Annotated in this window: 16 protein-coding genes, 8 tRNA genes and 1 riboswitch; of the genes, 22 read left to right on the top strand and 2 right to left on the bottom strand. The window is 50.2% G+C overall.

Annotation, left to right across the window (positions count from 1 at the left end; translation table 11 throughout):
- Positions 1-103 precede the first annotated feature (103 nt).
- From H3M12_RS11490 to H3M12_RS11470, 5 genes are all read left to right on the top strand, one after another.
- Positions 104-1,003, top strand: coding sequence for a cation diffusion facilitator family transporter (locus H3M12_RS11490; RefSeq protein ID WP_129031388.1), 900 nt, complete (start codon positions 104-106; stop codon positions 1,001-1,003).
- 60 nt (positions 1,004-1,063) lie between these two features.
- Positions 1,064-1,711, top strand: a complete 648-nt coding sequence (locus H3M12_RS11485) for a metal-dependent transcriptional regulator (RefSeq protein WP_129031387.1) — start codon at positions 1,064-1,066, stop codon at positions 1,709-1,711.
- A 142-nt stretch (positions 1,712-1,853) separates the two neighbouring features.
- Positions 1,854-2,609 carry a threonine/serine exporter family protein gene (locus H3M12_RS11480; RefSeq protein ID WP_129031386.1) on the top strand — a complete coding sequence of 252 codons (756 nt, stop codon included), beginning with the start codon at positions 1,854-1,856 and terminating at the stop codon, positions 2,607-2,609.
- Between the two features lie 17 nt (positions 2,610-2,626).
- The gene (locus H3M12_RS11475; RefSeq protein WP_404820000.1) at positions 2,627-3,070 is read left to right on the top strand and encodes a threonine/serine exporter family protein; all 444 of its coding nucleotides are present in this window, start codon (positions 2,627-2,629) and stop codon (positions 3,068-3,070) included.
- A 110-nt stretch (positions 3,071-3,180) separates the two neighbouring features.
- Positions 3,181-3,849, top strand: a complete 669-nt coding sequence (locus tag H3M12_RS11470) for a phosphatase PAP2 family protein (RefSeq protein WP_129031384.1) — start codon at positions 3,181-3,183, stop codon at positions 3,847-3,849.
- A gap of 188 nt (positions 3,850-4,037) precedes the next feature.
- Here H3M12_RS11470 and H3M12_RS11465 read toward each other — a convergent pair whose 3' ends face one another.
- Together H3M12_RS11465 and H3M12_RS11460 are read right to left on the bottom strand one after the other, a co-directional pair.
- Positions 4,038-5,276 carry an ISL3 family transposase gene (locus tag H3M12_RS11465; protein ID WP_129033428.1) on the bottom strand — a complete coding sequence of 413 codons (1,239 nt, stop codon included), beginning with the start codon at positions 5,274-5,276 and terminating at the stop codon, positions 4,038-4,040.
- 226 nt (positions 5,277-5,502) lie between these two features.
- Complete coding sequence (locus H3M12_RS11460) at positions 5,503-6,291, bottom strand: alpha/beta hydrolase (protein WP_129031383.1); 789 nt, start codon at positions 6,289-6,291, stop codon at positions 5,503-5,505.
- Between the two features lie 116 nt (positions 6,292-6,407).
- Here H3M12_RS11460 and H3M12_RS11455 point away from each other — a divergent pair, with 116 nt between their 5' ends.
- From H3M12_RS11455 to rpoC, 17 genes are all read left to right on the top strand, one after another.
- Positions 6,408-6,947 carry a GNAT family N-acetyltransferase gene (locus tag H3M12_RS11455; protein ID WP_129031382.1) on the top strand — a complete coding sequence of 180 codons (540 nt, stop codon included), beginning with the start codon at positions 6,408-6,410 and terminating at the stop codon, positions 6,945-6,947.
- A 52-nt stretch (positions 6,948-6,999) separates the two neighbouring features.
- Positions 7,000-7,179, top strand: a riboswitch (Lysine riboswitch).
- 119 nt (positions 7,180-7,298) lie between these two features.
- Positions 7,299-8,804, top strand: a complete 1,506-nt coding sequence (locus tag H3M12_RS11450) for an amino acid permease (RefSeq protein WP_404819998.1) — start codon at positions 7,299-7,301, stop codon at positions 8,802-8,804.
- 220 nt (positions 8,805-9,024) lie between these two features.
- Positions 9,025-9,657, top strand: coding sequence for a deoxynucleoside kinase (locus tag H3M12_RS11445; protein WP_129031381.1), 633 nt, complete (start codon positions 9,025-9,027; stop codon positions 9,655-9,657).
- A gap of 285 nt (positions 9,658-9,942) precedes the next feature.
- Positions 9,943-11,214, top strand: coding sequence for a serine--tRNA ligase (gene serS, locus H3M12_RS11440; RefSeq protein WP_129031380.1), 1,272 nt, complete (start codon positions 9,943-9,945; stop codon positions 11,212-11,214).
- A 426-nt stretch (positions 11,215-11,640) separates the two neighbouring features.
- A tRNA-Val gene (locus tag H3M12_RS11435) sits at positions 11,641-11,713 on the top strand.
- A 37-nt stretch (positions 11,714-11,750) separates the two neighbouring features.
- Positions 11,751-11,832, top strand: a tRNA-Leu gene (locus tag H3M12_RS11430).
- A 35-nt stretch (positions 11,833-11,867) separates the two neighbouring features.
- Positions 11,868-11,940, top strand: a tRNA-Thr gene (locus H3M12_RS11425).
- Between the two features lie 26 nt (positions 11,941-11,966).
- Positions 11,967-12,038 (top strand) — tRNA-Gly (locus H3M12_RS11420).
- An 11-nt stretch (positions 12,039-12,049) separates the two neighbouring features.
- Positions 12,050-12,135: transfer RNA gene (locus tag H3M12_RS11415), tRNA-Leu, on the top strand.
- Between the two features lie 20 nt (positions 12,136-12,155).
- Positions 12,156-12,229: transfer RNA gene (locus H3M12_RS11410), tRNA-Arg, on the top strand.
- A 36-nt stretch (positions 12,230-12,265) separates the two neighbouring features.
- Positions 12,266-12,339, top strand: a tRNA-Pro gene (locus H3M12_RS11405).
- Between the two features lie 47 nt (positions 12,340-12,386).
- Positions 12,387-12,460, top strand: a tRNA-Pro gene (locus H3M12_RS11400).
- A 253-nt stretch (positions 12,461-12,713) separates the two neighbouring features.
- Positions 12,714-13,181 (top strand): CtsR family transcriptional regulator, encoded by a 468-nt coding sequence (locus tag H3M12_RS11395; RefSeq protein ID WP_129031379.1) that lies wholly within the window; start codon positions 12,714-12,716, stop codon positions 13,179-13,181.
- A 17-nt stretch (positions 13,182-13,198) separates the two neighbouring features.
- Positions 13,199-15,685 carry an ATP-dependent Clp protease ATP-binding subunit gene (locus tag H3M12_RS11390; protein ID WP_182150728.1) on the top strand — a complete coding sequence of 829 codons (2,487 nt, stop codon included), beginning with the start codon at positions 13,199-13,201 and terminating at the stop codon, positions 15,683-15,685.
- 125 nt (positions 15,686-15,810) lie between these two features.
- On the top strand, positions 15,811-16,416 hold the full coding sequence (locus tag H3M12_RS11385) for a TetR/AcrR family transcriptional regulator (RefSeq protein ID WP_129031377.1): 606 nt from the start codon (positions 15,811-15,813) through the stop codon (positions 16,414-16,416).
- 235 nt (positions 16,417-16,651) lie between these two features.
- The gene (gene rpoB / locus H3M12_RS11380; RefSeq protein ID WP_129031376.1) at positions 16,652-20,269 is read left to right on the top strand and encodes a DNA-directed RNA polymerase subunit beta; all 3,618 of its coding nucleotides are present in this window, start codon (positions 16,652-16,654) and stop codon (positions 20,267-20,269) included.
- 21 nt (positions 20,270-20,290) lie between these two features.
- Positions 20,291-23,938, top strand: a complete 3,648-nt coding sequence (rpoC, locus tag H3M12_RS11375) for a DNA-directed RNA polymerase subunit beta' (protein ID WP_182150727.1) — start codon at positions 20,291-20,293, stop codon at positions 23,936-23,938.
- Positions 23,939-23,990 lie beyond the last annotated feature (52 nt).

The raw sequence follows: 23,990 nt of genomic DNA, 5'->3' as shown, positions 1-23,990 counted from the left end.
TCGCCGGCCGTTAGAAAAATAATCAGGTTCCCCTAAAACTGACTTTTCTTTCGACCAAAACTCTGCCATAATGGAGTCAGTTCGGTAACAGGGGGGTATTTTGATGGAACGGAAAGGGTTAACGGGCGGTCGTTTCTTGCTCGTAACCGTCTTAAATGTTGTCATTACCGTGTTTGAATTATTGGGTGGTCTCCTCTCGGGGAGTTTGTCATTACTTTCGGATGCTTTCCATAATCTTGGTGATGCGTTATCGGTGATTTTAAGTTACGTCGCCCATCGGGTGGGGGGACGACACCAAACGCGGCAAAATACCTTCGGTTATCGACGGGTAGAAATCTTAACGGCGTTACTCAACTCGGGGTTATTGATCCTGGTATCCCTAGGGTTGGGTGGTGAAGCCATTCACCGGTTGTTACGACCACAACCCGTGAAAGGTGATATTATGCTCTGGGTGGCCGTGATTAGTTTCGGGGCCAATTTGTTGTCCACGGTGTTATTGAACCGTGGGGCACAACATAATCTGAATATTCGGGCGACGTACTTGCATTTACTAAGCGATGCGTTAGCGTCAATCGGCGTGATTATCGGGGCGTTGCTGATTACCTTTTGGCAAATCAGTTGGGTCGACCCAGTGATTAGTTTATTAGTCGCCCTGTATATTATTTATGAATCGTGGCCGATTGTGAAACAGACCTTCGGTATTTTGATGGAGGGTGCTCCGGCGTTAGATTACGACGCAATTGCCAAAGATATCTGTGCTTTGCCTCAAATCGAAGGGGTACATCACTTGCACGCTTGGCAAATTGACGAAAATAATCTGGTCTTCTCCGTGCACGTGAATATGGCCGATCTGCCGTTGAGCCAGATTGAACCCGTTTATCGGCAGATTGAGGCCTTGCTGTGTCATAAATACGATGTGAATCACGTGACTATCCAGGCAGAATGTCATCGGGGCAAGGATGAATCCCTCTTTTACAAACAGAATGATTGGCGGCACGATTGACCTTGCGCCCGTGCCCGCCGTGTTGGATCAGGATTGAGACTTAGATGAGGTGAACAAAGTATGACTCCGATGAAGGAGGACTATTTAAAAATTATCTTTGAGCTAGGTGGCAAGCAAAAAAAGGTTTCGAACAAGCAAATTGCCATTAGCTTAAACATTGCAGCTGGCTCCGTGACCGAAATGGTCAACAAGATGGCAACCGAAGGCTTAGCGGAACATACCCCATATGCGGGAATTTCGCTGACTAGCAAGGGGATTCGGTTGGCAGAAGATTTAGTGCGGAAACACCGCATCTGGGAAGACTTTTTAGTGGAAAAGCTGGGGTATGAACTCCCGGACGTGCACGACGAAGCGGAAGTTCTGGAACACGTGACGAGTCCTAAATTGGTCAACTCGCTGGACGATATGTTGGGCCATCCGACTCATTGTCCCCACGGTGGTGTTATTCCCGATCGGTTTGGCCACTATCACGAAGACAGCCATACGGTACTCAACGATGCCAAGGACGGCAGCGTTGTCACCGTGGATCGCTTCATCGATAATCATGACCTATTGACCTATCTTGGGGATTTGAAGCTGGACATTGGTGACCAGTTGAAGATTGAAAAGCACGACCCCTTTGAGGGGCCGGTTACGGTCCGGAATTTGACCGACGATGCCGAATTAATCGTGAGTTATAAGGCGGCCCACTATATTTTCGTCAAGTAGGCTGTCATATGCAGAATTTAAAGAACGACCGTCTCAGGTGGGCCTGGGAACGGTCGTTTTTTACGATTGCGAGGATTGATGGTTTTAGTCAGGGAAGTGCCGGCGTATAATGAATGGAAAAATGAGTATCGGAGGAACCAGTATGGCTGTGAAGCGAAAACGCGATCAATTAATTTTGCATACAGCTCTGACCGCGGGGCGGATCATGATCGAAAATGGGTCGGAAATTGAACGGGTTGAGGACACCATGACCCGGATTGCCGTGAACGCCGGGGCGAAGACGAGTCAATTGTTCGTGATGATTACCGGAATTTTAATGTCACTGGATGGCGACGTCGGTGCACAGATTCAGCCCATCAAACGGCGGACCTTCGATCTGGAGAAAATTTCGGTGGTCAATGACTTATCGCGGCAGTTTGCGGAAAAAAAGATTACGTTGGCCGCTTTTGCCAACCGGTTGGACCATTTGGACGCGACAAGCAAGTATTTCCCGTTTTGGCTCCAATTACTGGCGTCTGCGCTGGTCAGTGGCCCCCTCGAGGTCGTGTTCCGGCACAATCTTCCTGATTTCTGGATTACCTGTGTTGTGGGGATGTTGGGGTGGAGTGTATTTTACGTGATTAGTAAGTACGTCCCGATTCGCTTCATGGCTGAGTTTGCCTCGGCGGTGACGATTGGCGTCTTGGCCGTCTGGAGCCAACACTTTGGCCTGGGAAACAGCGTGGACGATATCATCATCGGAAGTGTGATGCCGCTCGTCCCTGGGGTGCCCATCACCAACTCGGTCCGCGATATTTTGGCCGGTAATCTAGTTAGTGGGCCAGCTCGGGGAATTGAAGCGTTAGTCAGTGCAGCGGCCATCGGTTTTGGGATTGCCATGGTCCTGCAATTCTTGTAAGGAGGTGCCCCGTGTCGATACTCGAACTTGGAATTGAAGTGGCCGGAACCTATGTGGCCACCATTGCTTTTGGTATTCTACTGAACATCCCGCGCCGGGCGCTGAATCTTGGCGGCTGGGTCGGTGTGATCGGGTTTTTACTCTACCGTGGCATCGTCTTAGTCGGGGGTGGGTACGTCGTTGGCAATCTTCTGGGGGCCGTGTGGATCGGGTTGGCGTCTTTACAGGTCGCCCGTTGGAAACACATGCCGATGATCCTTTTTAACATCCCCGCGTTGGTGCCGTTAGTCCCTGGTGGCCAGGCCTACCAAATGATTAAATACTTTGCGCTGGGTCAAAATTCTACGGCGTTTACCTACCTGCTACAGGTGGTGATGATCTCGGGCTCGATTGCGTTCGGCTTTCTGCTATCTGAAATGGTCAATCGATTGCGGCAGCGTGGTTTACGGCGTCACCGGTAGCGGTTTAGAAAATTGTTAACCTTTAGATGCCTAGAAATTTATAGGCGGGGTGGTATACTCAAGGGCGTGGAGTTTTTCGAGACTAAAGTAAGACGAAAGGAATCTAACTTATGATGCTATTTAACCGGGATTGGGACCGCCCGTGGAAGTTCGGTCTAGCGACGATCCTCTTTTTGATTTTAGCGGTCTACATAAAGGCACAGAACGCGTACCTGGCGTTTCTAGATTCGTCCATTGTGGACGTGGTACAAAAGGAACAGCCCGATTGGAAGACACTGATGTACCGCAGCATTACCAGTCTGATGGAACCGAAGTTTTTGATCATCTGGACGGTAGTACTGGCCTTCTTTTTGTGGGGCTTCAAGTTCAAGATTCCCGCTTTGTGGTGCCTCGCGACCCTCATTGGGGGTGACGTCCTGGCGTTTTTGGTCAAAAACGTGATGCAACGGGACCGGCCATCCGGTCACTTGGCCGTTGATGATGGGTATAGCTTTCCCAGTGGGCACGTATTCGGGACGTTTCTGTTGATGGCGATGATCTGGTTGATTTTGATTCCCATGATTTCGTCGGCCTGGCGGGCGTGGTTGCTCCGAATCGTGATCATCTTGTGGGTCGCGTTGGTCATGATTTCGCGGGTCTACCTAAACGCCCATTTTCCGACCGATACGTTTGGATCGGTATTGCTGGCTTACCTGTGGTTACAGGTGAGTGAGGGGCTTTACCTGCGGTGGGCACCCAAAATAAAACACTGGCGATTGCTCCAAAAATCTGAAATTTAACGCTAAAAAAACGGAAGTTTGTCAAATGGTGTTGAAGGATAGTTTCTATCCTTTGGAGATCTCCTCGTGTGGGAGATCTTTTTTGTTGTTTTATTAGTTGCGGCGTTTAATCTGGTGTGTTGTCTGAATATCGTACTTGAAGGCATAACAAATAAGCCTACCATCGTGACGTTATTGTGGTAGATAATCTAGGCAATCAGCTGGTAGACGCGTGTGAACATATTGGCCTGATTGGATAAGCCATAACAAGCACGTTTGAGCTCCTTGATCTTACGGTTGATGCCCTCTATCGGTCCGTTAGAGTAGGACGATTTGGCGGCGTTAATTACTCCATTAAGATTCTTTCGTAGGGTATGCATGGCCGTATCTAGGTGCGTGCCGTTAGGCTGATAGTTAGTGATGATATTCTTGAGTTCATCAGCGTGACGCCCCATCAAAGCATCGTGGAGATCGATGTAGGTTTCATAAGCTGTTTTGAAGGCCGGAAACGCATCGGTTCCAATATCAATAGCGTTCTGTTCGGTCGAGTACTCATTCAGGCCGAAGAGGTAGCGGCTCTTTTGTGCGTCAGGGTTGTCCTTGTGGAATAGGCGCCATAGTGATTTCAGTACTTTATATTCCCGCGAATGCTTGTCGAGTTGCTTTAAACATTGAGTGCGAATGGTATCCATCGTCCGGCCCATTAATTGAATAATGTGGAACCGATCAATAATGAGTTCGGCGTTAGGGAATAGTTCGTGCACGAATGCCTGATAGGAGGCGTTCATGTCCATGATGACGCGTTGAACCGCGGTCCGTTCTGCGGTGCTGTACTGACTAAGAAAGAACTGTTTGATGGTTCTATTAAGGCGGTCGCTAAGTACTTTAACTGATTTGTGAGTGTCGGCGTCAATGCAAATAAACGACATGGAGCCGTGCGTGGAACGGAATTCATCAAAGCATAGATTAATCGGTAACCGGCGGCTCGCGTGTGGATGAATATTAGCCGTCAAAATACGCTGAACTGAGTTTGTCGAAATACCGGTGAGACTGGCGATAGTCTTAGCCGGGAGTGATTTACTGGCTAGCTTCAGCACATGAGTCGCTAGTCCGTGACCGATGGCGTGGTTGGTTGATACCACTGGAGTGGTGGCCGTACAAGTGCTATGGCAGTTACTACAACGCCAGCGTTGCTTGTTTAGCTCTAGAATTACGGGCCGGTCCATGGGTCCTGCAATGTGGACATGAGTGAGCTTGTGTCCGTTAGGGTGCAACGTATTGTATCCACAGCTGGGACAGCGCCTGAGTGTGTAGGTAAGCTCTGCCTGGATGACCAAATACTTTTTGCGACCCGAGCCCCGACCATGAAATTCCTCACGAGTACCGAACACCTGAATGTTTGTGTCTGTAATTCCCAGTAATTTAAGTGTATTATCCAGTTGAGACATCTATTCCTACCCCGCTTATCTTGAGTTTCGTCGCTTAAAGCATAGCACTAGGGAGGCTTAGATGCCTTTTTTTGTTATCAAAAAGGGCCTAGTACTTTTGGAATGGAAATACTTTCCAACACCAAAAATTCTAGACCCAAAAAAACGAAGTTCGTCCGTTAAGGCGAACTTCGTTTTTTTAAGCTAATTAATTGGCGTAGCGAATGGCCCGCCCTACAGTTATTGGTTAAAGTTCGGCCAGCCATTCCTGCGCTAACGCCAGCCAATGCGCCACGTGAGGCAGATTGGTACCCGGTTTCCAGGCCGTGACCTGATTGGCCAGGGCTAACCCGTGGGGACCGTGGTGGAAGACGTGTAACTCGGTGTCGATGCCTTGCTGGATGGAAGCCTGCGCGTAAGCCAAAGCGTTTTGCACGGGCACCAGAGGGTCGCTAGCCGTGACCCAGATAAAGGTCGGGGCGTTCTTCGTGGTGACTTGTTGGTCAGCCGCAATGCTGGCGGCGTTGGTGGTCCACTGAGCCAACGTTTCCTGGTCTTTGGGAAAGCCGGCTTTCGGGGTGATGACGGGGTAACCGAGAATCACCGCTTGGGGCCGGATGGCATCCGGAGTGGTGTGGGCCTGCACGTTAAAGTCGGTATCGGCCCAGCGGTCGTTAAAGAGGGCGACGATATGACCCCCTACGGAAAAGCCCGCGATGACGATACGTTGTGCATCGATTTGCCAAGTCGTAGCGTTTTGCCGGAGAACGGCCATACTCTGGGCCAATTCAATCACCGGTGCGGGCATTAGCGGCTGTTTTTCCGCGACAAAACTGTAACGTAAGAAAAAGGCCTGGTAGCCGATGGCACTCCAGGATAAGGCTAAATCCTCAGCTTGTTGTTCCGGAATGTGGGTATAGGAGCCACCCGGTACGATAATGATGGCCGGATAGGTCTGGTCGGGAGCGTCCTCACGCAGGTAGCCCTGCAGGTAGGCTGCCGAATCGTCCGCCAGGGTGTGCTTAATGATTTTCATTGAAAAATCCTCCCAGATAAGTCATGATAAATGGGGAGTCGGTAAACGCAAGCGACCCCTCAAATTACATTCATTGTACCGCAAATTAGGGGTGCTTGAAGAAAGAAGGCCCAGGGATGCCAGAAGAAATCACCACGGCGCGGTTACGGTTACGACCTTTACAGTTTACGGATCTGTCCCGGTATCAGGCTATCATTACGGACCCGCAGGTGGCGCGGCCCGCGGGGTTAGCGGCGCCATTGACTCCAGCACACGTGGCGGCGGGGTTACGCGCTGATATGCGTCAACCCGTGGCTTACGCGCTGACTGCTAAGACTGATGGTCGGTTTCTGGGGATGATTGTGGGGTATACCCATAGTGATGTCATGGGGGAACCCACCACTACGGCGGTAGATTTAGGTTATTTTTTGGCTCCGAATGAGTGGGGTCAGGGGCTGATGCCGGAAGCTTTACGGGGGCTGTTACTGGCTTTACGACAGGCGAATAGTCCAATCACCACGTTTTGGGCCACGAGTCAGGCCACGAATAAACGTTCCCAGGGAGTCTTAGTTAAATTAGCTTTCGCTTTAATTGACGATCACGTGATGGCCCCCAGTGCCGGTAATCTGACGTTAGAGCGGCATTTCCTCTATTGCTACCAGCAACCCAAATCATAAGCTTACATTTGGGGCTTGCAAAGTGATAGGGAGATGGGTATACTACGAAGTATCGAATAGAAGAGGCGCGATCAACATGAGTTGCTTTTCCGAGGTGGGCCACACCGATGACGGGAAGCGAAAGGGGCGATCGCCGAAATCTTAATCACCGACCGTGATTGGGGTTGGGTCCTGGTTGAATAAATCAGGGACTGTCGCAACCGAATAGGGGTTGCGGGGCGCTTTCAACGATATTGACTTGGATTTTAACTTCCAATCTCTTTCGTGAAGCCACTTTGCGAAAGAGATTTTTTAGTTCCTGCCTAGGTCGTTTCGAGAAGGTCCTTCTATATACAGAAGGAGGAAAATTTTATGGAACAAAGCATGTCAAACGCGACAACTAGTAAGGCTTCGGATTCGGTTAAGCGGGGCCTAAAGACGCGACACGTTTCCATGATCGCGTTAGGTGGCTGTATTGGGACGGGGTTATTTGTGGCCAGTGGGTCCGCGATTTCTTCGGCCGGCCCCGGGGGCGCGTTAGTGGCGTATACCGCTATGGGCCTAATGGTTTACTTCTTGATGACTAGTCTCGGCGAAATGGCCACGAACATGCCAATCTCCGGGTCGTTTGCGGCGTATTCCGCGAAGTATGTTGACCCAGCTTTGGGCTTTGCCATGGGGTGGAACTACTGGTTTAACTGGGCGATTACCGTGGCGGTCGATATCTCGACGGCGGCGTTAGTCATGAAGTTCTGGTTACCCGGCGTGCCCGGTTGGATTTGGAGCTTGGTTGCGTTGGTCTTAGTCTTTACGATTAACGCGTTATCGGTCCAGGCGTTCGGCGAGACCGAATTTTGGATGTCATTGATTAAGGTAGTCACCATCTTTATCTTCTTAGCGGTGGGGTTGTTAACCATCGTGGGGATCATGGGTGGTCATGCGACCGGCCTCAGCAACTTTACGTACAAGCAAGCCCCGTTCGTAGGTGGTTTTCCCGCTATTTTGAGCGTCTTCGTAGTTGCTGGGTTCTCGTTCCAGGGGACTGAATTGGTCGGCATCACGGCCGGCGAATCGGAAGATCCGTCGCACAGTGTCCCGAAGGCCATCAATCAGGTGTTCTGGCGGATTATTTTATTCTACATTTTAGCTATCTTTGTGATTGCCGCCGTCTTGCCTTACACGAGTCACGATTTACTGGGGTCATCGGCCTCTGACGTCGCTATCAGTCCTTTCACCTTGGTCTTCAAGCGGGCTGGGTTAGCCGCTGCGGCAAGTGTCATGAACGCGGTTATTCTGACGTCTGTCATTTCCGCGGCTAATTCGGGGATGTACGCTTCGACGCGGATGCTATACTCCTTGTCTAAGGAAGGCTACGCGCCTCGCTTCTTGGAACGGACCGGGAAGAACGGGATTCCATACCCGGCGCTGTTTGCGACGACTATCGTCGCGGCCTTAACCTTCTTCAGTAGTATTGCGGGGCCACAGATTTACATGTGGTTAGTTGCTGCTAGTGGGTTGACTGGGTTCATCGCGTGGTTCGGGATTGCGTTATCACACTTCCGCTTCCGGCGAGCATTCATTGCTCAGGGGCATAAGCTGTCTGAATTGAAGTACCATGCAAAGTGGTTCCCGTTTGGGCCGGTCTTAGCGCTGGTTCTGTGTATTGCTGTGATTGTGGGCCAGGACCCGCAGTCCTTCTTCTCCGGTAATTGGGAACAGGTCTTAGTGACCTATATCAGTGTACCGTTAGTCTTGATTCTGTATATTGGGTACAAGTTGAAGAAGCATACGAAGCTGATTCCACTGAGCAAGGTCGATGTGTCGCCGGTTCATCGTGACGGCACGTTGAAGGAAGACGCTAAGCCAGAAGAAGATTAACTTAAAAATTAGCAGATTATGCGAGTGGTCGTGTCGGCCGAAACGCCGATGCGGCCACTTTTTGTGGGGGTCCTTAGCCACATTGGGAAAAGTGGCCCCTGAGAAAAATCACCACGACATGTTGTCTTTTCCTAACCAGGTTGGTACAATATGTGGTGGTGTTTTTGGACGGAACGTTCAAAAATTGGAGAAACGGTTAAGGAAATAAAGGAGAGATAGCATGCTTGTATTATCGGGAACTATTGGGGCTGGCAAAACGAGCCTAACCAGTTTATTGGCTAAACACTTACAAAAACCAGCATTTTATGAATCGGTGGATGATAATAAAATCTTACCGTTATTCTATAAGGATCCCCAGAAGTATGCCTTCTTGCTCCAAATCTACTTTTTAAATAAACGGCTGGATAGCATCAAGGCCGCTAACGCTGATCCAGAAAGCGTGATGGACCGGTCAATCTTTGAAGATTCCCTGTTGTTCCATCTGAACGCGGACCTCGGCCGAGCGACCAACACGGAAGTTGATATTTACGACTCTTTGTTGCAAAACATGATGCAAGAATTACCAGAGGGGACTTACCAAAAGAACCCAGACCTGTTGATTCACATCAACATCTCGTTTGAGACCATGCTAGAACGCATCAAGAAGCGGGGGCGGTCGTACGAGCAGATTGCTAACGACCCGAGCCTATATGACTATTATAAGCAGTTAGACCAACGCTATACGGCTTGGTATGCTGACTACGACAAGTCGCCGAAGATGCAGATCAACGGGGATGAACTGGACTTTGTCGAGGATCCCAGTGCCCGGCAACAGGTCTTACACTTAATCGACGAGAAAATTGCGTCGCTCTAGGACTTGTTTCCTAACAAAAAGTGGGGTATGATAACGGTACTTCAAACACGAGGTGCCTAATCCTAGTAGACGACCAGAGAAGCGGGGAAAGCTGGAAACCGCGACGTCGAATCATTCCAGCACTAATCACGTGGGCGGGTAATGCCGCACGGTGCAAACCGTTATCATGTTCAAGGGTGTTATTGAGGCGACTTAATGACGAACTTGGGTGGTACCGCGAAGGTCTTCGTCCCATGTGACGGAGGCTTTTTTTGTACCATTTGATCAGTAGAAGGGAGAACTAAAATGTTAGATTTAAAGATGATTCGCCAAGAGACCGACATGGTCAAAGAAAAGTTGGCAACTCGCGGTATTCCGGCTAAGGAAATTGATGACTTATTGGCCTTAGATGCCAAACGGCGGGAATTGATTGCGAAGAGTGAGACCATGAAGGCCCAACGTAACCAGGTATCCGATGACATCTCTAAGATGAAGCGGGCGCACGAATCAGCTGACGACCAAATTGCCCAAATGCGACAAGTCAGTGCAGCCATCAAGCAAGCAGACGCCGAACTAGAAACGTTACAAACACAGGTTCACGATGCAGCGGCACAGTTGCCGAATATTCCTAACGATAACGTTCCGGTCGGTCTGGACGAAACAGGGAGTGTGGAAATCCGGAAGTGGGGCGAAAAGCCGAACTTGGACTTCACGCCGAAGGCCCACTATGAACTGGGTGAAGACTTGGACATCCTGGACTTCGAACGGGGAGCCAAGGTCTCTGGTAGCCGGTACCTTTACTATTTGGGTGCTGGGGCGCGCTTAGAACGGGCCGTGTACAACTTCTTCTTGGACCAAAACACCGCAGCGGGCTTTAAAGAAGTTCTGCCACCATACATCGTCAATGACGACTCGATGTACGGGACGGGGCAATTCCCGAAATTCAAGCAAGACGTTTACTCCTTGGAAGGCCAGGACATGACGTTGATTCCCACGGCCGAAGTTCCGTTGGTCAACTATTACCGTGATGAAGTCATCCCGGAAGAGAAGCTACCCGTCTGGTTTACGGCGTTAACGCCCGCTTTCCGGTCTGAGGCTGGGAGTGCCGGCCGAGACACCCGAGGGTTGATTCGGTTGCATCAGTTCAACAAGGTCGAAATGGTGAAGTTCTGTAAGCCGGAGGATTCTTGGAACGAATTGGAATCCTTAACGAAGCACGCTGAAATGTTGTTACAGAAGCTAGGCTTGGCCTACCATGTGATTACCCTGACTACCAGTGACATGAGCTTTACGGCGGCCATGACGCATGATCTGGAAGTTTGGTTCCCTGCACAACAAACGTACCGGGAAATCTCTAGCTGCTCCAACACGACGGATTTTCAAGCCCGGCGCGCGCATATCCAGTACCGAGATGAAAATGGTAAGCTCCAATACGTACACGCTTTAAATGGGTCTGGCTTAGCTGTCGGCCGGACTGTTGCGGCAATTCTGGAAAACTACCAAAACGAAGATGGTTCCATTACCGTTCCAGAAGTCTTAGTCCCTTACATGGGCGGAATGACAAAAATTACGAAGTAAGACAAGAGCTTAAGGGCTGCGGCGTGAGCCGCGGCCCTTTTGCCGTCTATTTAGGGCTCAGTTACGGGCAAATAACGAAAAAAGGGGGGGATTTAGAAGATGGTGCACAGTTTTTTGCAAAAAAATGCAAAAAAGGGGTAGCTTTTTTGCGATGGTTACGCTATGATATTAAATGTTGTTAAGGCAGTAGTTATTCAGCAAACGAATAATTATTCAAAAAGTTTTCAAAAATAAGTTGACAACATTTCCACGACATGGTAAATTGTAATAGTTGTCACGGCGATGTGAAAGTGACAAGCAACGGATTGAATTGAAGAACGGATATTTATTCAAAAACATTTCAAAAAGTTGTTGACAATTCCCGAATCAAATGTTACATTATAATAGTTGCTTCAAACGAGTTATCAAAAACTTGATTGAACATATGGAGGATTAGCTCAGTTGGGAGAGCGTCTGCCTTACAAGCAGAGGGTCACAGGTTCGAGCCCTGTATCCTCCATTGGGACTCCGGTTCCCAAGGGAACTATCGTCACTACGCAGGTGTGGCGGAACTGGCAGACGCGCTAGATTTAGGTTCTAGTGTCTTATGACGTGGGGGTTCGAGTCCCTTCACCTGCATTCATCATCGTAATTGCAAAATCTTAAATGATTTTGCCGACTTAGCTCAGTTGGCAGAGCATCTCACTAGTAATGAGGAGGTCGGAGGTTCGAATCCTCTAGTCGGCATGGCACCATTAATTGAATTTGCCAATGCGGAAGTAGTTCAGTGGTAGAACATCACCTTGCCATGGTGGGGGTCGCGGGTTCGAATCCCGTCTTCCGCTTTTGCCCTTTTGCCGGGGTGGCGGAATTGGCAGACGCACAGGACTTAAAATCCTGCGGTCAGTGATGACCGTACCGGTTCGATCCCGGTCCTCGGCATTTAACTTAATATTGACTATGCACCCATAGCGCAATTGGATAGAGTGTCTGACTACGAATCAGAAGGTTGTAGGTTCGACTCCTACTGGGTGCATTTTTGTCGCTTGTAAATCTAGTTTATGGGCAGACTCGGGAAGTAGCTCAGCTTGGTAGAGCACCTGGTTTGGGACCAGGGGGTCGCAGGTTCGAATCCTGTCTTCCCGATTAACCGGTGATTGCCGATTAATCAATAGCATAGTAAGGCTTATTATCGGGAAGTAGCTCAGCTTGGTAGAGCGCCACGTTCGGGACGTGGAGGTCGCAAGTTCGAATCTTGTCTTCCCGATTTTTTAGTCTTATAATTCAGAAAAGCCCCCTTAATCATTAATGTTATGCGTCAAGGCACCGACCTTCCATCGAATTGTTTGGAAGCCGGGGCCTTTTTTGGTATCATAGACTACCAGGGCAAAGCCCGTTTAGTCCGTTAAGTGGACCAGCGGGTAAGGATTAGTAAAGACTAATCCATTGCATTTTTATGGGAAGTTCGTATAATATTAGTCAACATTAGTCAAAAGAACTGCTGAAGGGGGATGCGAATAATGGAGAATCAAAATATTTCGGATATTATTGAAGCTTACCTCAAGCAGATTCTCGCCGAATCGCAAGAAGTTGAGATTCGGCGCTCGGAGATTGCGAATCAGTTCAATGTTGTGCCCTCACAGATTAACTACGTGATTAAGACGCGGTTTACGATTCAAGATGGGTACGTGGTTCGGAGTAAGCGTGGTGGCGGTGGCTATATTCGGATTGAGAAGGTCAAGTTACTGGATAACCTAGACTTTATCGACTCGTTGGTCACGGCTGTGGGTGATCGCATCACCCGCCACGATGGCTTGGCAGTGGTGCGCAGCCTATTTGAAGCGGGCACCATCAATCGCCGAGAGGCCAATATCATGTTAGCGGCCATTGACAAAACCGCAATCAATACTGGGAACCGTGATTTGGACGAACAGTTACGGGCGCGGATCTTAATCTCAGTTTTAGACCATTTACGTTACGAGAGTTAAGAAAGTGAGGAGTTGCAATGGATAACCTATTTACGCCAAGTGCTAAGAGCGTGTTAGTCTTAGCCCAAGAACAGGCAAAGTATTTTAAGCATCAAGCGGTGGGTACAGAACACTTGCTGCTGGCCCTCACCATTGAAAAAAACGGAATCGCCAACAAGGTCTTACAACAATTTTCTGTCAGCGACGATGATGTTCGTGAGGAAATTGAACGCTTTACGGGTTATGGCACTCTAGATAACACCGACAAGGACAGCTATTTACCGTACTCCCCGAAGGCTAAGGCGATGCTGGCCATTGCTGGTGACGAAGCGAAACGCTTAGGCGCCACCAAGATTGGGACGGAACACCTGTTATTAGCGCTGCTCAGTGACGAAACGATTCTGTCTTCACGGATCTTGAAGAACTTGAACGTGGAACTGACAACGGCACGTAAGGTCGTTCTGCGGAAGCTCGGAGTCACTGAGACACCTAAGCGGCGCAACGAGACCCGTTCTCGGCGCGGTCCGGCTCAAGGGACGCCAACGCTGGATTCCTTGGCCCGGGACCTGACCCAGTCGGCTCGTGACGGTAAAATGGATCCTACGGTGGGCCGTGACAAGGAAGTTAAGCGGGTCATTCAGATCCTGAGTCGGCGGACCAAGAACAACCCCGTCTTGATTGGGGAACCCGGCGTTGGGAAAACGGCGATTGCCGAAGGCCTGGCGCAACGGATCATCAAAGGTGACGTTCCGGAAGACATGCAACGCAAGCGGTTGATGATGCTCGATATGGGTTCATTGGTCGCAGGAACCAAGTACCGGGGCGAGTTTGAAGACCGCTTGAAGAAAGTTATTGAAGAAATTTACAATGATGGGCAAGTTATTCTGTTCATTGATGAACTGCACACCTTGATTGGTGCGGGAGGCGCAGAAGGTGCTATTGATGCATCGAACATCTTGAAGCCTGCCTTGGCTCGGGGTGAACTGCAAACCATCGGGGCCACGACGCTGGACGAATATCAAAAATACATTGAATCCGACGCAGCGTTGGAACGGCGGTTTGCGACGGTCCAAGTCGATGAACCAACGAGTGACGAAGCCTTGGAAATCTTGAAGGGGCTGCGGCCACGGTATGAAGACCACCATCACGTGAATATCACGGACGAAGCGTTGTCCCAGGCGGTCAAGTTGTCCGTTCGCTACATTAGTGATCGGTTCCTGCCTGATAAGGCTATCGATTTGATGGACGAAGCGTCAGCCAAGGTTCGTATCGACCAGATGGATAAACCAACGCCTGAAAGCAAATTGTCTCAGCAACTGACTCAGTTGGCTAAGGACAAGGATACAGCTATCGAACAACAAGACTTTGAAAAGGCAGCCCAACTGCGGACGGAAGAGATTACGTTGCGTAATAAGCTGGAGACGCGTAAGGCCAAAGTAGCGGCTGCTAAGCCGGATGAAGGCCAGCAATACCAGTTGGACGTTACGGGTGAGGACGTTGCCCAGGTCGTCGCAGAATGGACCGGTGTGCCGTTGACGCAGTTGAAGCAGACGGATGCCGAACGACTGGTCAACCTGGAAAAGATCTTGCACGAACGCGTTATTGGTCAAGAAGAAGCCGTTTCGGCGGTTGCCCGAGCGATTCGGCGGGCCCGTTCCGGGTTGAAAGACCCGAACCGGCCAATTGGGTCGTTTATGTTCCTGGGCCCAACCGGGGTCGGAAAGACTGAATTAGCCAAGGCTTTAGCGGCCGCGATGTTTGGTTCTGAAGACAACATGATTCGGGTCGATATGAGCGAATACATGGAGAAGTACTCCACGAGTCGTTTGATTGGGTCGGCCCCAGGTTATGTTGGGTACGACGAAGGTGGTCAGTTGACCGAAAAAGTACGGCAAAAGCCATACTCCGTCGTTCTCTTTGACGAAGTGGAAAAGGCGCACCCGGATGTCTTCAACCTATTATTGCAAGTCTTAGATGATGGGTATTTGACCGATTCCAAGGGTCGACGCATCGACTTCAGAAACACGATCTTGATCATGACATCAAACTTAGGGGCCACGAAGCTACGGGACGAAAAGACTGTGGGCTTTGGGGCTGAGAACGAAACGAACGATTACCGGGCCATGGCGACGACGATTCGTCAGACCTTGAAGCAATCTTTCCGGCCAGAGTTCTTGAACCGAATCGATGAGACCGTCATTTTCCACGCCTTGAAGAAGCCTGAATTGCACCAGATCGTGAAGCTGATGGCGCAACGCATTACCAAGCGGGTGGCTGACCAAGACATTAAGTTGAAGTTCACGCCAGCAGCCTTGGATGCGGTGGCCCAAGCAGGTTATGACCCAGAGTACGGGGCCCGGCCGTTACGGCGGGCGTTGCAGACACAAGTCGAGGATAAGCTGAGTGAGGCTCTGTTATCGGGTGAGGTAAAACCACACGAACAGGTTACTATTGGAGCGACTCGCGGTAAGATTACGCTGAACTCTAAAGCATTGACGCCTCGGAAGGCCGTTACCAGCAAATAAGTAAGGATTAATCAGACACAACGAGAGCAGTGTGGTGGGTGTAAGCCTACTAACACTGCTCTTTTGGTCAGTGTTGAGGTGTGGTAAACTGACATTATTGAGAAACGAAAGGAACGAATGGCGTCATGAAGAGAAAAGAGCAACTGACCCAAACCCATGCGGCAATATTAGCGGCGGCCCGCGAACAATTCTTGACCCAGGGCTACCAGGCAACGTCGACCCGGGAGATTGCTCGGCAGGTGGGGATTACCCAACCAGCTTTGTATCACCATTTCAGCGATAAAGAGGCCATCTTCCTAGCGGTCGTGGCAGAAGTGGGGCACGAGACGCAGACCGGTATCTTGGCGGTCAATGCCCGGGTCAAGGCAGAGAAGCTGACCGACCCGGTCGAGGCGCTAGCCGCTGTGACTGAAGTTTTATTGACCGTTCATCCTCGCGACGTCTTCACCGTGTTGCACGCTAGTTTTCGTTACCTGGCGCCCAGCAATAAAGGTCAACTCGGCAAGATCATGATGCAGGATTACCTGGGACCACTGGCAGCGTTCTTTGACCAGGGCCTCGTCACCCTCCAGCCGCACCTGACGTCACAGGAAGCAGCCTCGTTTTATTTGACCAGTCTCAGTCCACTGTTTAATAATTTTCATCACGTAGGACCGGCCGACGCATCGAAACACGATCAAATCGTCATTTTGCTGCGATTAATTTTATTTGGCATCGCCACAAAGAATTAAGGGTTAAGTATTGACAGATAGACAATAGTTTTGTATTATATCATCTGTATGCAACTGTGAACTGAAATTGGGGTAACCGATCTATTGTCCGGGGCACCCACTATAAGAAGCCAAAAGCAAATTTTGATTTTGTTTTTGGGTTTTTTTTGCCAAAAAACCGTTAAAAAGTGCATTTGTAATCAAAATGTAACATTCGGTTTGGCCAGTCACAGAATAAATAGGAGAGGTGAACAACTTGGCAGGACACTTAGTGAAATACGGGAAACACCGTACGCGTCGTAGCTATTCACGGATCAAGGAAGTTCTTGACTTACCAAACTTGATCGAGATCCAAACCAATTCTTACAACTGGTTCCTCGATGAAGGGTTACGTGATATGTTCGATGACATCATGCCAATCGAGGATTTCCAAGGAAACCTTTCGTTAGAGTTTGTGGATTATCAATTATTGGAACCCAAGTATACGGTCGACGAAGCACGGGAGCATGATGCTAACTACTCCGCGCCGTTACACGTCACCTTACGGCTAACGAACCACGAGACGGGCGAAATCAAGTCACAAGATGTCTTCTTCGGCGACTTCCCATTAATGACCCATCAAGGGACGTTCATTATTAATGGGGCAGAACGGGTAATTGTTTCTCAATTAGTTCGTTCGCCAGGCGTTTACTTTAATGAAGATACCGATAAGAATGGCCGGACTATTTTTGGTGCCACGGTCATTCCTAACCGCGGGGCTTGGTTGGAATTCGAAACCGACGCCAAGAACATTTCTTACGTGCGGATTGACCGGACACGGAAGATTCCAATGTCCGAATTAGTGCGGGCCTTAGGATTTGGTTCTGACGACGAAATCTTGGATATTCTAGGTGACAACGAAAGTCTGATGGCGACGTTGGAAAAGGATATTCATAAGGATACCGACGACTCCCGGGTCGAAGAGTCCTTAAAGGATATTTACGAACGCTTGCGGCCAGGTGAACCGAAGACGGCGGATTCTTCACGGAGTCTGTTAACGGCCCGGTTCTTTGACCCGAAGCGTTACGACATGGCCCCTGTTGGTCGTTATAAGACCAACAAGAAGCTCAGCTTAAAGACCCGGCTGTTAGGCCTGACTTTAGCTGAAACGTTAGCGGATCCAGACACTGGTGAAGTCATTGCGCAAAAGGGAACGACGGTCGACAAGGACGTCATGAAGACTTTGGCACCTTACTTGGACCGCGATGACTTTAAGATGGTCACTTTCCAACCATCCGATGAAGCCGTTGTAACGGAACCGTTGAAGTTACAAATCGTGAAGGTGCAATCACCGGATGACCCTGAACAAGACGTTCCGGTTATCGGTAACGGCAATATCGATTTGAAGCTGAAGCATATTCGCCCAGCTGACATCATTGCCTCGATGAACTACTTCTTCGATCTGCAATTAGGTATCGGCAACACTGACGATATCGACCACTTAGGGAACCGGCGGATTCGTTCTGTGGGTGAATTGCTTCAGAACCAATTCCGTATCGGGTTATCCCGGATGGAACGGGTCGTTCGTGAACGGATGTCGATTCAAGATGCTGCGACGGTGACGCCACAACAATTGATCAACATTCGTCCAGTTGTAGCTTCCATCAAGGAATTCTTTGGGTCCTCACAATTGTCACAATTCATGGACCAAACCAATCCGTTAGGTGAACTGACGCATAAGCGGCGGTTGTCTGCCTTAGGACCTGGTGGGTTAACGCGTGACCGGGCCGGTTATGAAGTCCGAGACGTGCACTACACCCACTATGGTCGGATGTGCCCAATCGAAACCCCTGAAGGCCCGAACATTGGGTTGATCAACTCGTTGTCCAGCTATGCGCGGGTCAACAAGTACGGGTTCATCGAAACGCCATATCGGCGGGTTTCATGGGACACTCACAAGGTTACCGACAAGATCGATTACCTGACCGCTGATGAAGAAGATAACTATGTTGTAGCGCAAGCTAACACGCCGTTGAATGATGATGGTTCTTTTGCCACGGATACAATCATGTCCCGGGCAAAGTCCGAAAACATTGAAACGACGCCAGACCGCATCGACTACATGGACGTTTCGCCAAAGCAAGTTGTTTCTGTGGCGACAGCCTGCATCCCATTCTTGGAAAACGATGACTCCAACCGGGCCTTGATGGGTGCGAACATGATGCGTCAGGCGGTGCCATTGTTGAACCCACACGCCCCATTGATTGGGACTGGGATTGAATACAAGGCGGCCCATGACTCCGGTGTTGCGCTGATTAGTGAACACGCCGGAACCGTTGAATACGTTGATGCTCGTGAAATTCGGGTGCGGCGTGAAGACGGTGCTTTAGATAGCTACAAATTAATGAAATTCCGCCGGTCAAACGGTGGGAAGAACTACAACCAACGGCCAATCGTTAAGGTGGGCGACCACGTTGACAACGACGAAGTCATTGCCGATGGTCCTTCCATGGAAGGTGGAGAATTAGCCTTAGGGCAAAATCCACTGGTTGCCTTCATGACTTGGCAAGGGTACAACTTCGAAGATGCCATCGCCATCAACGAACGGTTGGTTCGCGATGACGTTTATACGTCAATTCATATTGAAGAGTATGAATCCGAAGCCCGGGATACTAAGCTCGGACCGGAAGAAATGACGCGTGAAATCCCTAACGTGGGTGAAGACGCCTTGAAGAACTTGGACGAAGATGGGATTATCCGCATCGGTGCCGAAGTTCAAGACGGCGACATCTTAGTTGGTAAAGTCACGCCTAAAGGGGTCACGGAACTCTCCGCTGAGGAACGGCTATTACACGCTATCTTTGGTGAAAAGGCCCGTGAAGTTCGGGATACTTCCCTGAAGGTTCCTCATGGTGGCGGCGGTATCATCCAAGACGTTAAGATCTTTACGCGTGAAAACGGGGATGAATTATCACCAGGTGTCAACATGATGGTGCGGGTCTACATCGCGCAAAAGCGGAAGATTCAAGTTGGTGACAAGATGTCTGGTCGGCACGGGAACAAAGGGACCGTTTCGGTCGTTATTCCTGAAGAAGATATGCCATACATGCCAGACGGTACACCAATCGACATCATGTTGAGTCCCATGGGTGTGCCTTCCCGGATGAACATCGGGCAAGTGCTCGAATTGCATTTAGGGATGGCTGCCCGGAAGTTAGGCATCCACATGGCCACGCCGGTCTTTGATGGGGCCCGTGATGCTGATATCTGGGACGCCGTTAAGGAATCTGGCATGTCTACGGACGCTAAGACGATCCTTTACGATGGCCGGACTGGTGAACCGTTCGATAAGCGGGTTGCCGTCGGGGTCATGCACTACTTGAAGTTGGCCCACATGGTCGACGACAAGATGCATGCCCGTTCGATTGGACCTTACTCCTTGGTTACGCAACAACCCCTTGGTGGGAAAGCGCAATTTGGGGGCCAGCGGTTTGGTGAAATGGAAGTCTGGGCCTTGGAAGCTTACGGGGCTGCTTACACCCTGCAAGAAATCTTGACTTACAAGTCTGATGACGTTGTGGGTCGGGTGAAGACTTACGAGGCCATTGTTAAGGGCGAACCAATTCCTAAGCCGGGTGTTCCAGAATCCTTCCGGGTACTGGTTAAGGAACTTCAATCCCTTGGTTTGGATATGAAGGTCTTAAACGGTAACAACGAAGAGATCGAATTACGCGACATGGATGATGAAGACGATGACGTGGTGAACGTTGATGCGTTGAGCAAGTATGCCCAACAACAGGAAGAACAACGGAAGGCCCAAGCTAGTGATAGCAAGGAAACCAAACCCGCGGCAACGACAAATCAAAACGAGAGTCAACCGAATACGCAAGATTAATTCATAAGGGAGGTCGCTTCTTTGGTCGATGTCAATAAGTTCGAAAGTATGCAAATCGGACTCGCCTCACCAGATAAGATCCGCAGTTGGTCTTATGGTGAAGTCAAAAAGCCAGAAACCATCAACTACCGGACGTTGAAACCGGAAAAAGACGGTCTGTTCGACGAACGCATCTTCGGTCCTACTAAGGACTGGGAATGTGCTTGTGGGAAGTACAAGCGCATCCGTTACAAGGGTGTCGTTTGTGACCGTTGTGGGGTCGAAGTTACCCGCTCCAAGGTACGTCGGGAACGGATGGGCCACATTGAACTGGCTGCGCCAGTAACGCACATCTGGTACTTCAAGGGAATCCCAAGTCGGATGGGCTTGGTCCTTGATATGAGTCCCCGGGCGTTGGAAGAAATTATCTACTTCGCTTCCTACGTTGTCTTAGACCCAGGTGACACTGCGTTGGAACGCAAGCAATTGCTGTCCGAACGCGATTACCGGGATAAGGTTGCCGAATACGGCTCCAAGGCCTTCAAGGCTGAAATGGGCGCCGAAGCCATTAAGAAGTTATTGATGGCTGTCGATTTGGATAAAGAAGTTAAAGAATTAAAAGAAGCTTTGAAGGAAGCCACTGGCCAAAAGCGGACGCGGGCCGTTCGTCGTTTGGACATCTTGGAAGCCTTCGTGACGTCGGGTAACCGTCCGGAGTGGATGGTTATGGATGCCATTCCGGTCATTCCGCCTGACTTACGGCCGATGGTTCAGTTGGAAGGTGGCCGGTTTGCCACGTCCGACTTGAACGACCTGTACCGTCGGGTCATCAACCGGAACAGTCGACTCAAGCGGTTGCTTGATTTGAATGCCCCCGGCATCATCGTGCAAAACGAAAAGCGGATGTTGCAAGAAGCTGTCGATGCGTTGATCGATAATGGTCGGCGCGGTCGGCCAGTGGCTGGACCGGGTAACCGGCCGTTGAAGTCACTGTCCCACATGCTAAAAGGGAAGCAAGGTCGGTTCCGGCAAAACTTGCTGGGGAAGCGGGTTGACTACTCTGGTCGTTCCGTTATCGACGTTGGGCCTTCTTTGAAGTTCAACCAAATGGGCTTGCCCGTTCCGATGGCGCTGGAACTCTTCCGGCCGTTCATCATGAAGAAACTGGTTGCTCGGGGTTTGGCGTCGAACATCAAGAACGCTAAGCGGCAAATCGACCGGGAAGACGATGACGTCTTTAACGTTTTGGAAGATGTTATCAAGGAACACCCCGTTCTGTTGAACCGGGCCCCTACGCTTCACCGGTTAGGGATTCAAGCCTTTGAACCCGTCCTGGTCAGTGGAAAAGCGATGCGGTTGCACCCGTTGGCGTGTGAAGCTTACAACGCCGATTTCGATGGGGACCAAATGGCCATCCACGTGCCGCTGTCTGACGAAGCCCAAGCGGAAGCACGGTTGCTGATGCTTGCGGCGCACCATATCTTAGCCCCAGCTTCTGGGAAACCAGTTGTGGCGCCTTCTCAAGATATGGTTATCGGGAACTACTACCTGACGATGGAAGAATCCGGTCGGGAAGGTGAAGGCATGATCTTCACCGACTTGAACGAAGCCGTCTTGGCTTACCGTAACGGGTTAGTGCACTGGCACACCCGGGTTGGGGTTCAAGTTTCCTCCATGCCAGACAAGCCGTTCACCGACGAACAACGGCAAAAAATCATGGTGACGACCGTTGGGAAGTTGATTTTCAACAACATCCTGCCGAAGTCGTTCCCATACTTGAACGAACCGACGGACACGAATTTGAACGGTTACGTTCCGGACAAGTACTTCTTGGCACCGGGCGAAGACATTCATGATTACCTGCAAAATGCAGAACTCATCGGGCCATTTAAGAAGGGCTTCTTGAGTGACATCATTGCGTCGGTTTACCAACAATACAAGGTTACCGCGACGTCCGAACTCTTGGACCGGATCAAGGACTTAGGGTACGATGAATCTACTAAGTCTGGGTTGACTGTGGGGATTTCCGATATCACTGACTTGAAAGAAAAGCCAGTCATCATCGACGAAGCCCACAAGAAGGTCAAGACGGTCACGAAGCAATTCCGGCGTGGTTTGATTACCGACCATGAACGTTACGAACGCGTTATTGGCATCTGGAACGACGCCAAGGACGACATTCAAAACGCCTTGATTCACAGTTTCGAGCAACAGAACCCAATCTTTATGATGAGTGATTCTGGGGCTCGGGGGAACATTTCTAACTTTACCCAGTTAGCCGGGATGCGTGGTTTGATGGCGGCGCCAAATGGTGAAATCATGGAACTGCCTATCACCTCTAACTTCCGTGAAGGACTCTCCGTCATGGAAATGTTCATTTCGACCCACGGGGCTCGTAAAGGGATGACCGATACGGCCTTGAAGACTGCCAACTCAGGTTACCTGACGCGGCGGCTGGTTGATGTGGCCCAAGACGTGATTATTCGGGAAAAGGACTGTGGGACTGACCGTGGTTTGAAGATTCGGGCCATCACCGATGGTAACGAAATGATCGAACCATTGTACGACCGGATTCTTGGTCGTTACACCCAGAAGTCCGTCATTGATCCACAAACTGGTGATGTGATTGTACCGAAGAACCAAATGATTGTTGAAGACACCGCCCAGAAGATCGTTGATGCTGGGGTTCAAGAAGTCACGATTCGGTCTGCCTTTACTTGCAACACAGAACACGGGGTTTGTGAACGCTGCTACGGTCGGAACATGGCTACTGGTGATGAAGTTGAAGTTGGTGAAGCTGTCGGAACGGTTGCCGCGCAATCTATCGGTGAACCAGGGACGCAGTTAACCATGCGGAACTTCCATACCGGTGGTGTGGCTGGTAACGAAGATATCACCCAAGGGCTTCCCCGGGTTCAAGAATTGTTTGAATCTCGGAACCCTAAAGGTAAAGCTGAGATTACTGAAGTCACCGGGACGGTTGAAAAGATCGAAGAAAATCCGGCTGAACGGACTAAGGAAGTCACCATTAAAGGTGAATCCGATACGCGGAGCTACACGTTGCGAATTACGGCCCGGATGCGGGTTTCCGAAGGCGACTTTGTGCACCGTGGGGCAGCCTTGAACGTCGGGTCTGTCGATCCGAAGGAACTGCTCCGAGTTCGGGACGTCTTGTCTACTGAGACCTATATCTTAGGTGAAGTTCAACGGGTTTACCGGATGCAAGGTGTGGCTATCAGTGATAAGCACGTGGAAATCATGGTTCGGCAGATGCTCCGGAAGGTTCGCATCATGGATCCAGGTGACACCGATGTCTTACCAGGTACCCTGATGGATATCCAGGACTTCCGGCGCGCTAACTACCAGACGTTGATTTCTGGTGGCATTGCGGCAACGGCTCGTCCGGTGATCCTCGGGATTACCAAGGCTGCGTTGGAAACGAACAGTTTCTTATCTGCAGCTTCCTTCCAAGAAACGACGCGGGTTCTGACCGACGCGGCTATCCGCGGCAAGAACGACCCGTTAGTTGGGTTGAAGGAAAATGTTATCATTGGGAAGATTATTCCTGCCGGGACTGGGATGCCAGATTACCGACAGATCAAACCCAAGGAAGTCGGCAGTGCTTCAACGGAGGGCGTTTACTCAATCAGCGACCTCGAAAAGCAAATGCAAGAAGACTCCCAAGCTTAATTGAACAATTAAGTGAAAGATAAAAGAACAGGTTGGCCTTACGGCTGACCTG

Source organism: Levilactobacillus suantsaii, from assembly GCF_014069315.1.
In the GTDB taxonomy this organism is placed as follows: domain Bacteria; phylum Bacillota; class Bacilli; order Lactobacillales; family Lactobacillaceae; genus Levilactobacillus; species Levilactobacillus suantsaii.
This window is presented reverse-complemented; position numbering and strand designations above follow the sequence as displayed.

Bases quoted from the DNA above. Each gene is read 5' to 3' on its own strand.
- H3M12_RS11450 (WP_404819998.1), top strand. From the start codon at position 7,299: ATGGAACAAAGCATGTCAAACGCGACAACTAGTAAGGCTTCGGATTCG.
- H3M12_RS11470 (WP_129031384.1), top strand. From the start codon at position 3,181: ATGATGCTATTTAACCGGGATTGGGACCGCCCGTGGAAGTTCGGTCTA.
- H3M12_RS11465 (WP_129033428.1), bottom strand. From the start codon at position 5,276: ATGTCTCAACTGGATAATACACTTAAATTACTGGGAATTACAGACACA.
- H3M12_RS11485 (WP_129031387.1), top strand. From the start codon at position 1,064: ATGACTCCGATGAAGGAGGACTATTTAAAAATTATCTTTGAGCTAGGT.
- H3M12_RS11490 (WP_129031388.1), top strand. From the start codon at position 104: ATGGAACGGAAAGGGTTAACGGGCGGTCGTTTCTTGCTCGTAACCGTC.
- H3M12_RS11455 (WP_129031382.1), top strand. From the start codon at position 6,408: ATGCCAGAAGAAATCACCACGGCGCGGTTACGGTTACGACCTTTACAG.
- H3M12_RS11385 (WP_129031377.1), top strand. From the start codon at position 15,811: ATGAAGAGAAAAGAGCAACTGACCCAAACCCATGCGGCAATATTAGCG.
- H3M12_RS11480 (WP_129031386.1), top strand. From the start codon at position 1,854: ATGGCTGTGAAGCGAAAACGCGATCAATTAATTTTGCATACAGCTCTG.
- H3M12_RS11390 (WP_182150728.1), top strand. From the start codon at position 13,199: ATGGATAACCTATTTACGCCAAGTGCTAAGAGCGTGTTAGTCTTAGCC.
- H3M12_RS11445 (WP_129031381.1), top strand. From the start codon at position 9,025: ATGCTTGTATTATCGGGAACTATTGGGGCTGGCAAAACGAGCCTAACC.
- H3M12_RS11460 (WP_129031383.1), bottom strand. From the start codon at position 6,291: ATGAAAATCATTAAGCACACCCTGGCGGACGATTCGGCAGCCTACCTG.
- H3M12_RS11395 (WP_129031379.1), top strand. From the start codon at position 12,714: ATGGAGAATCAAAATATTTCGGATATTATTGAAGCTTACCTCAAGCAG.
- serS (WP_129031380.1), top strand. From the start codon at position 9,943: ATGTTAGATTTAAAGATGATTCGCCAAGAGACCGACATGGTCAAAGAA.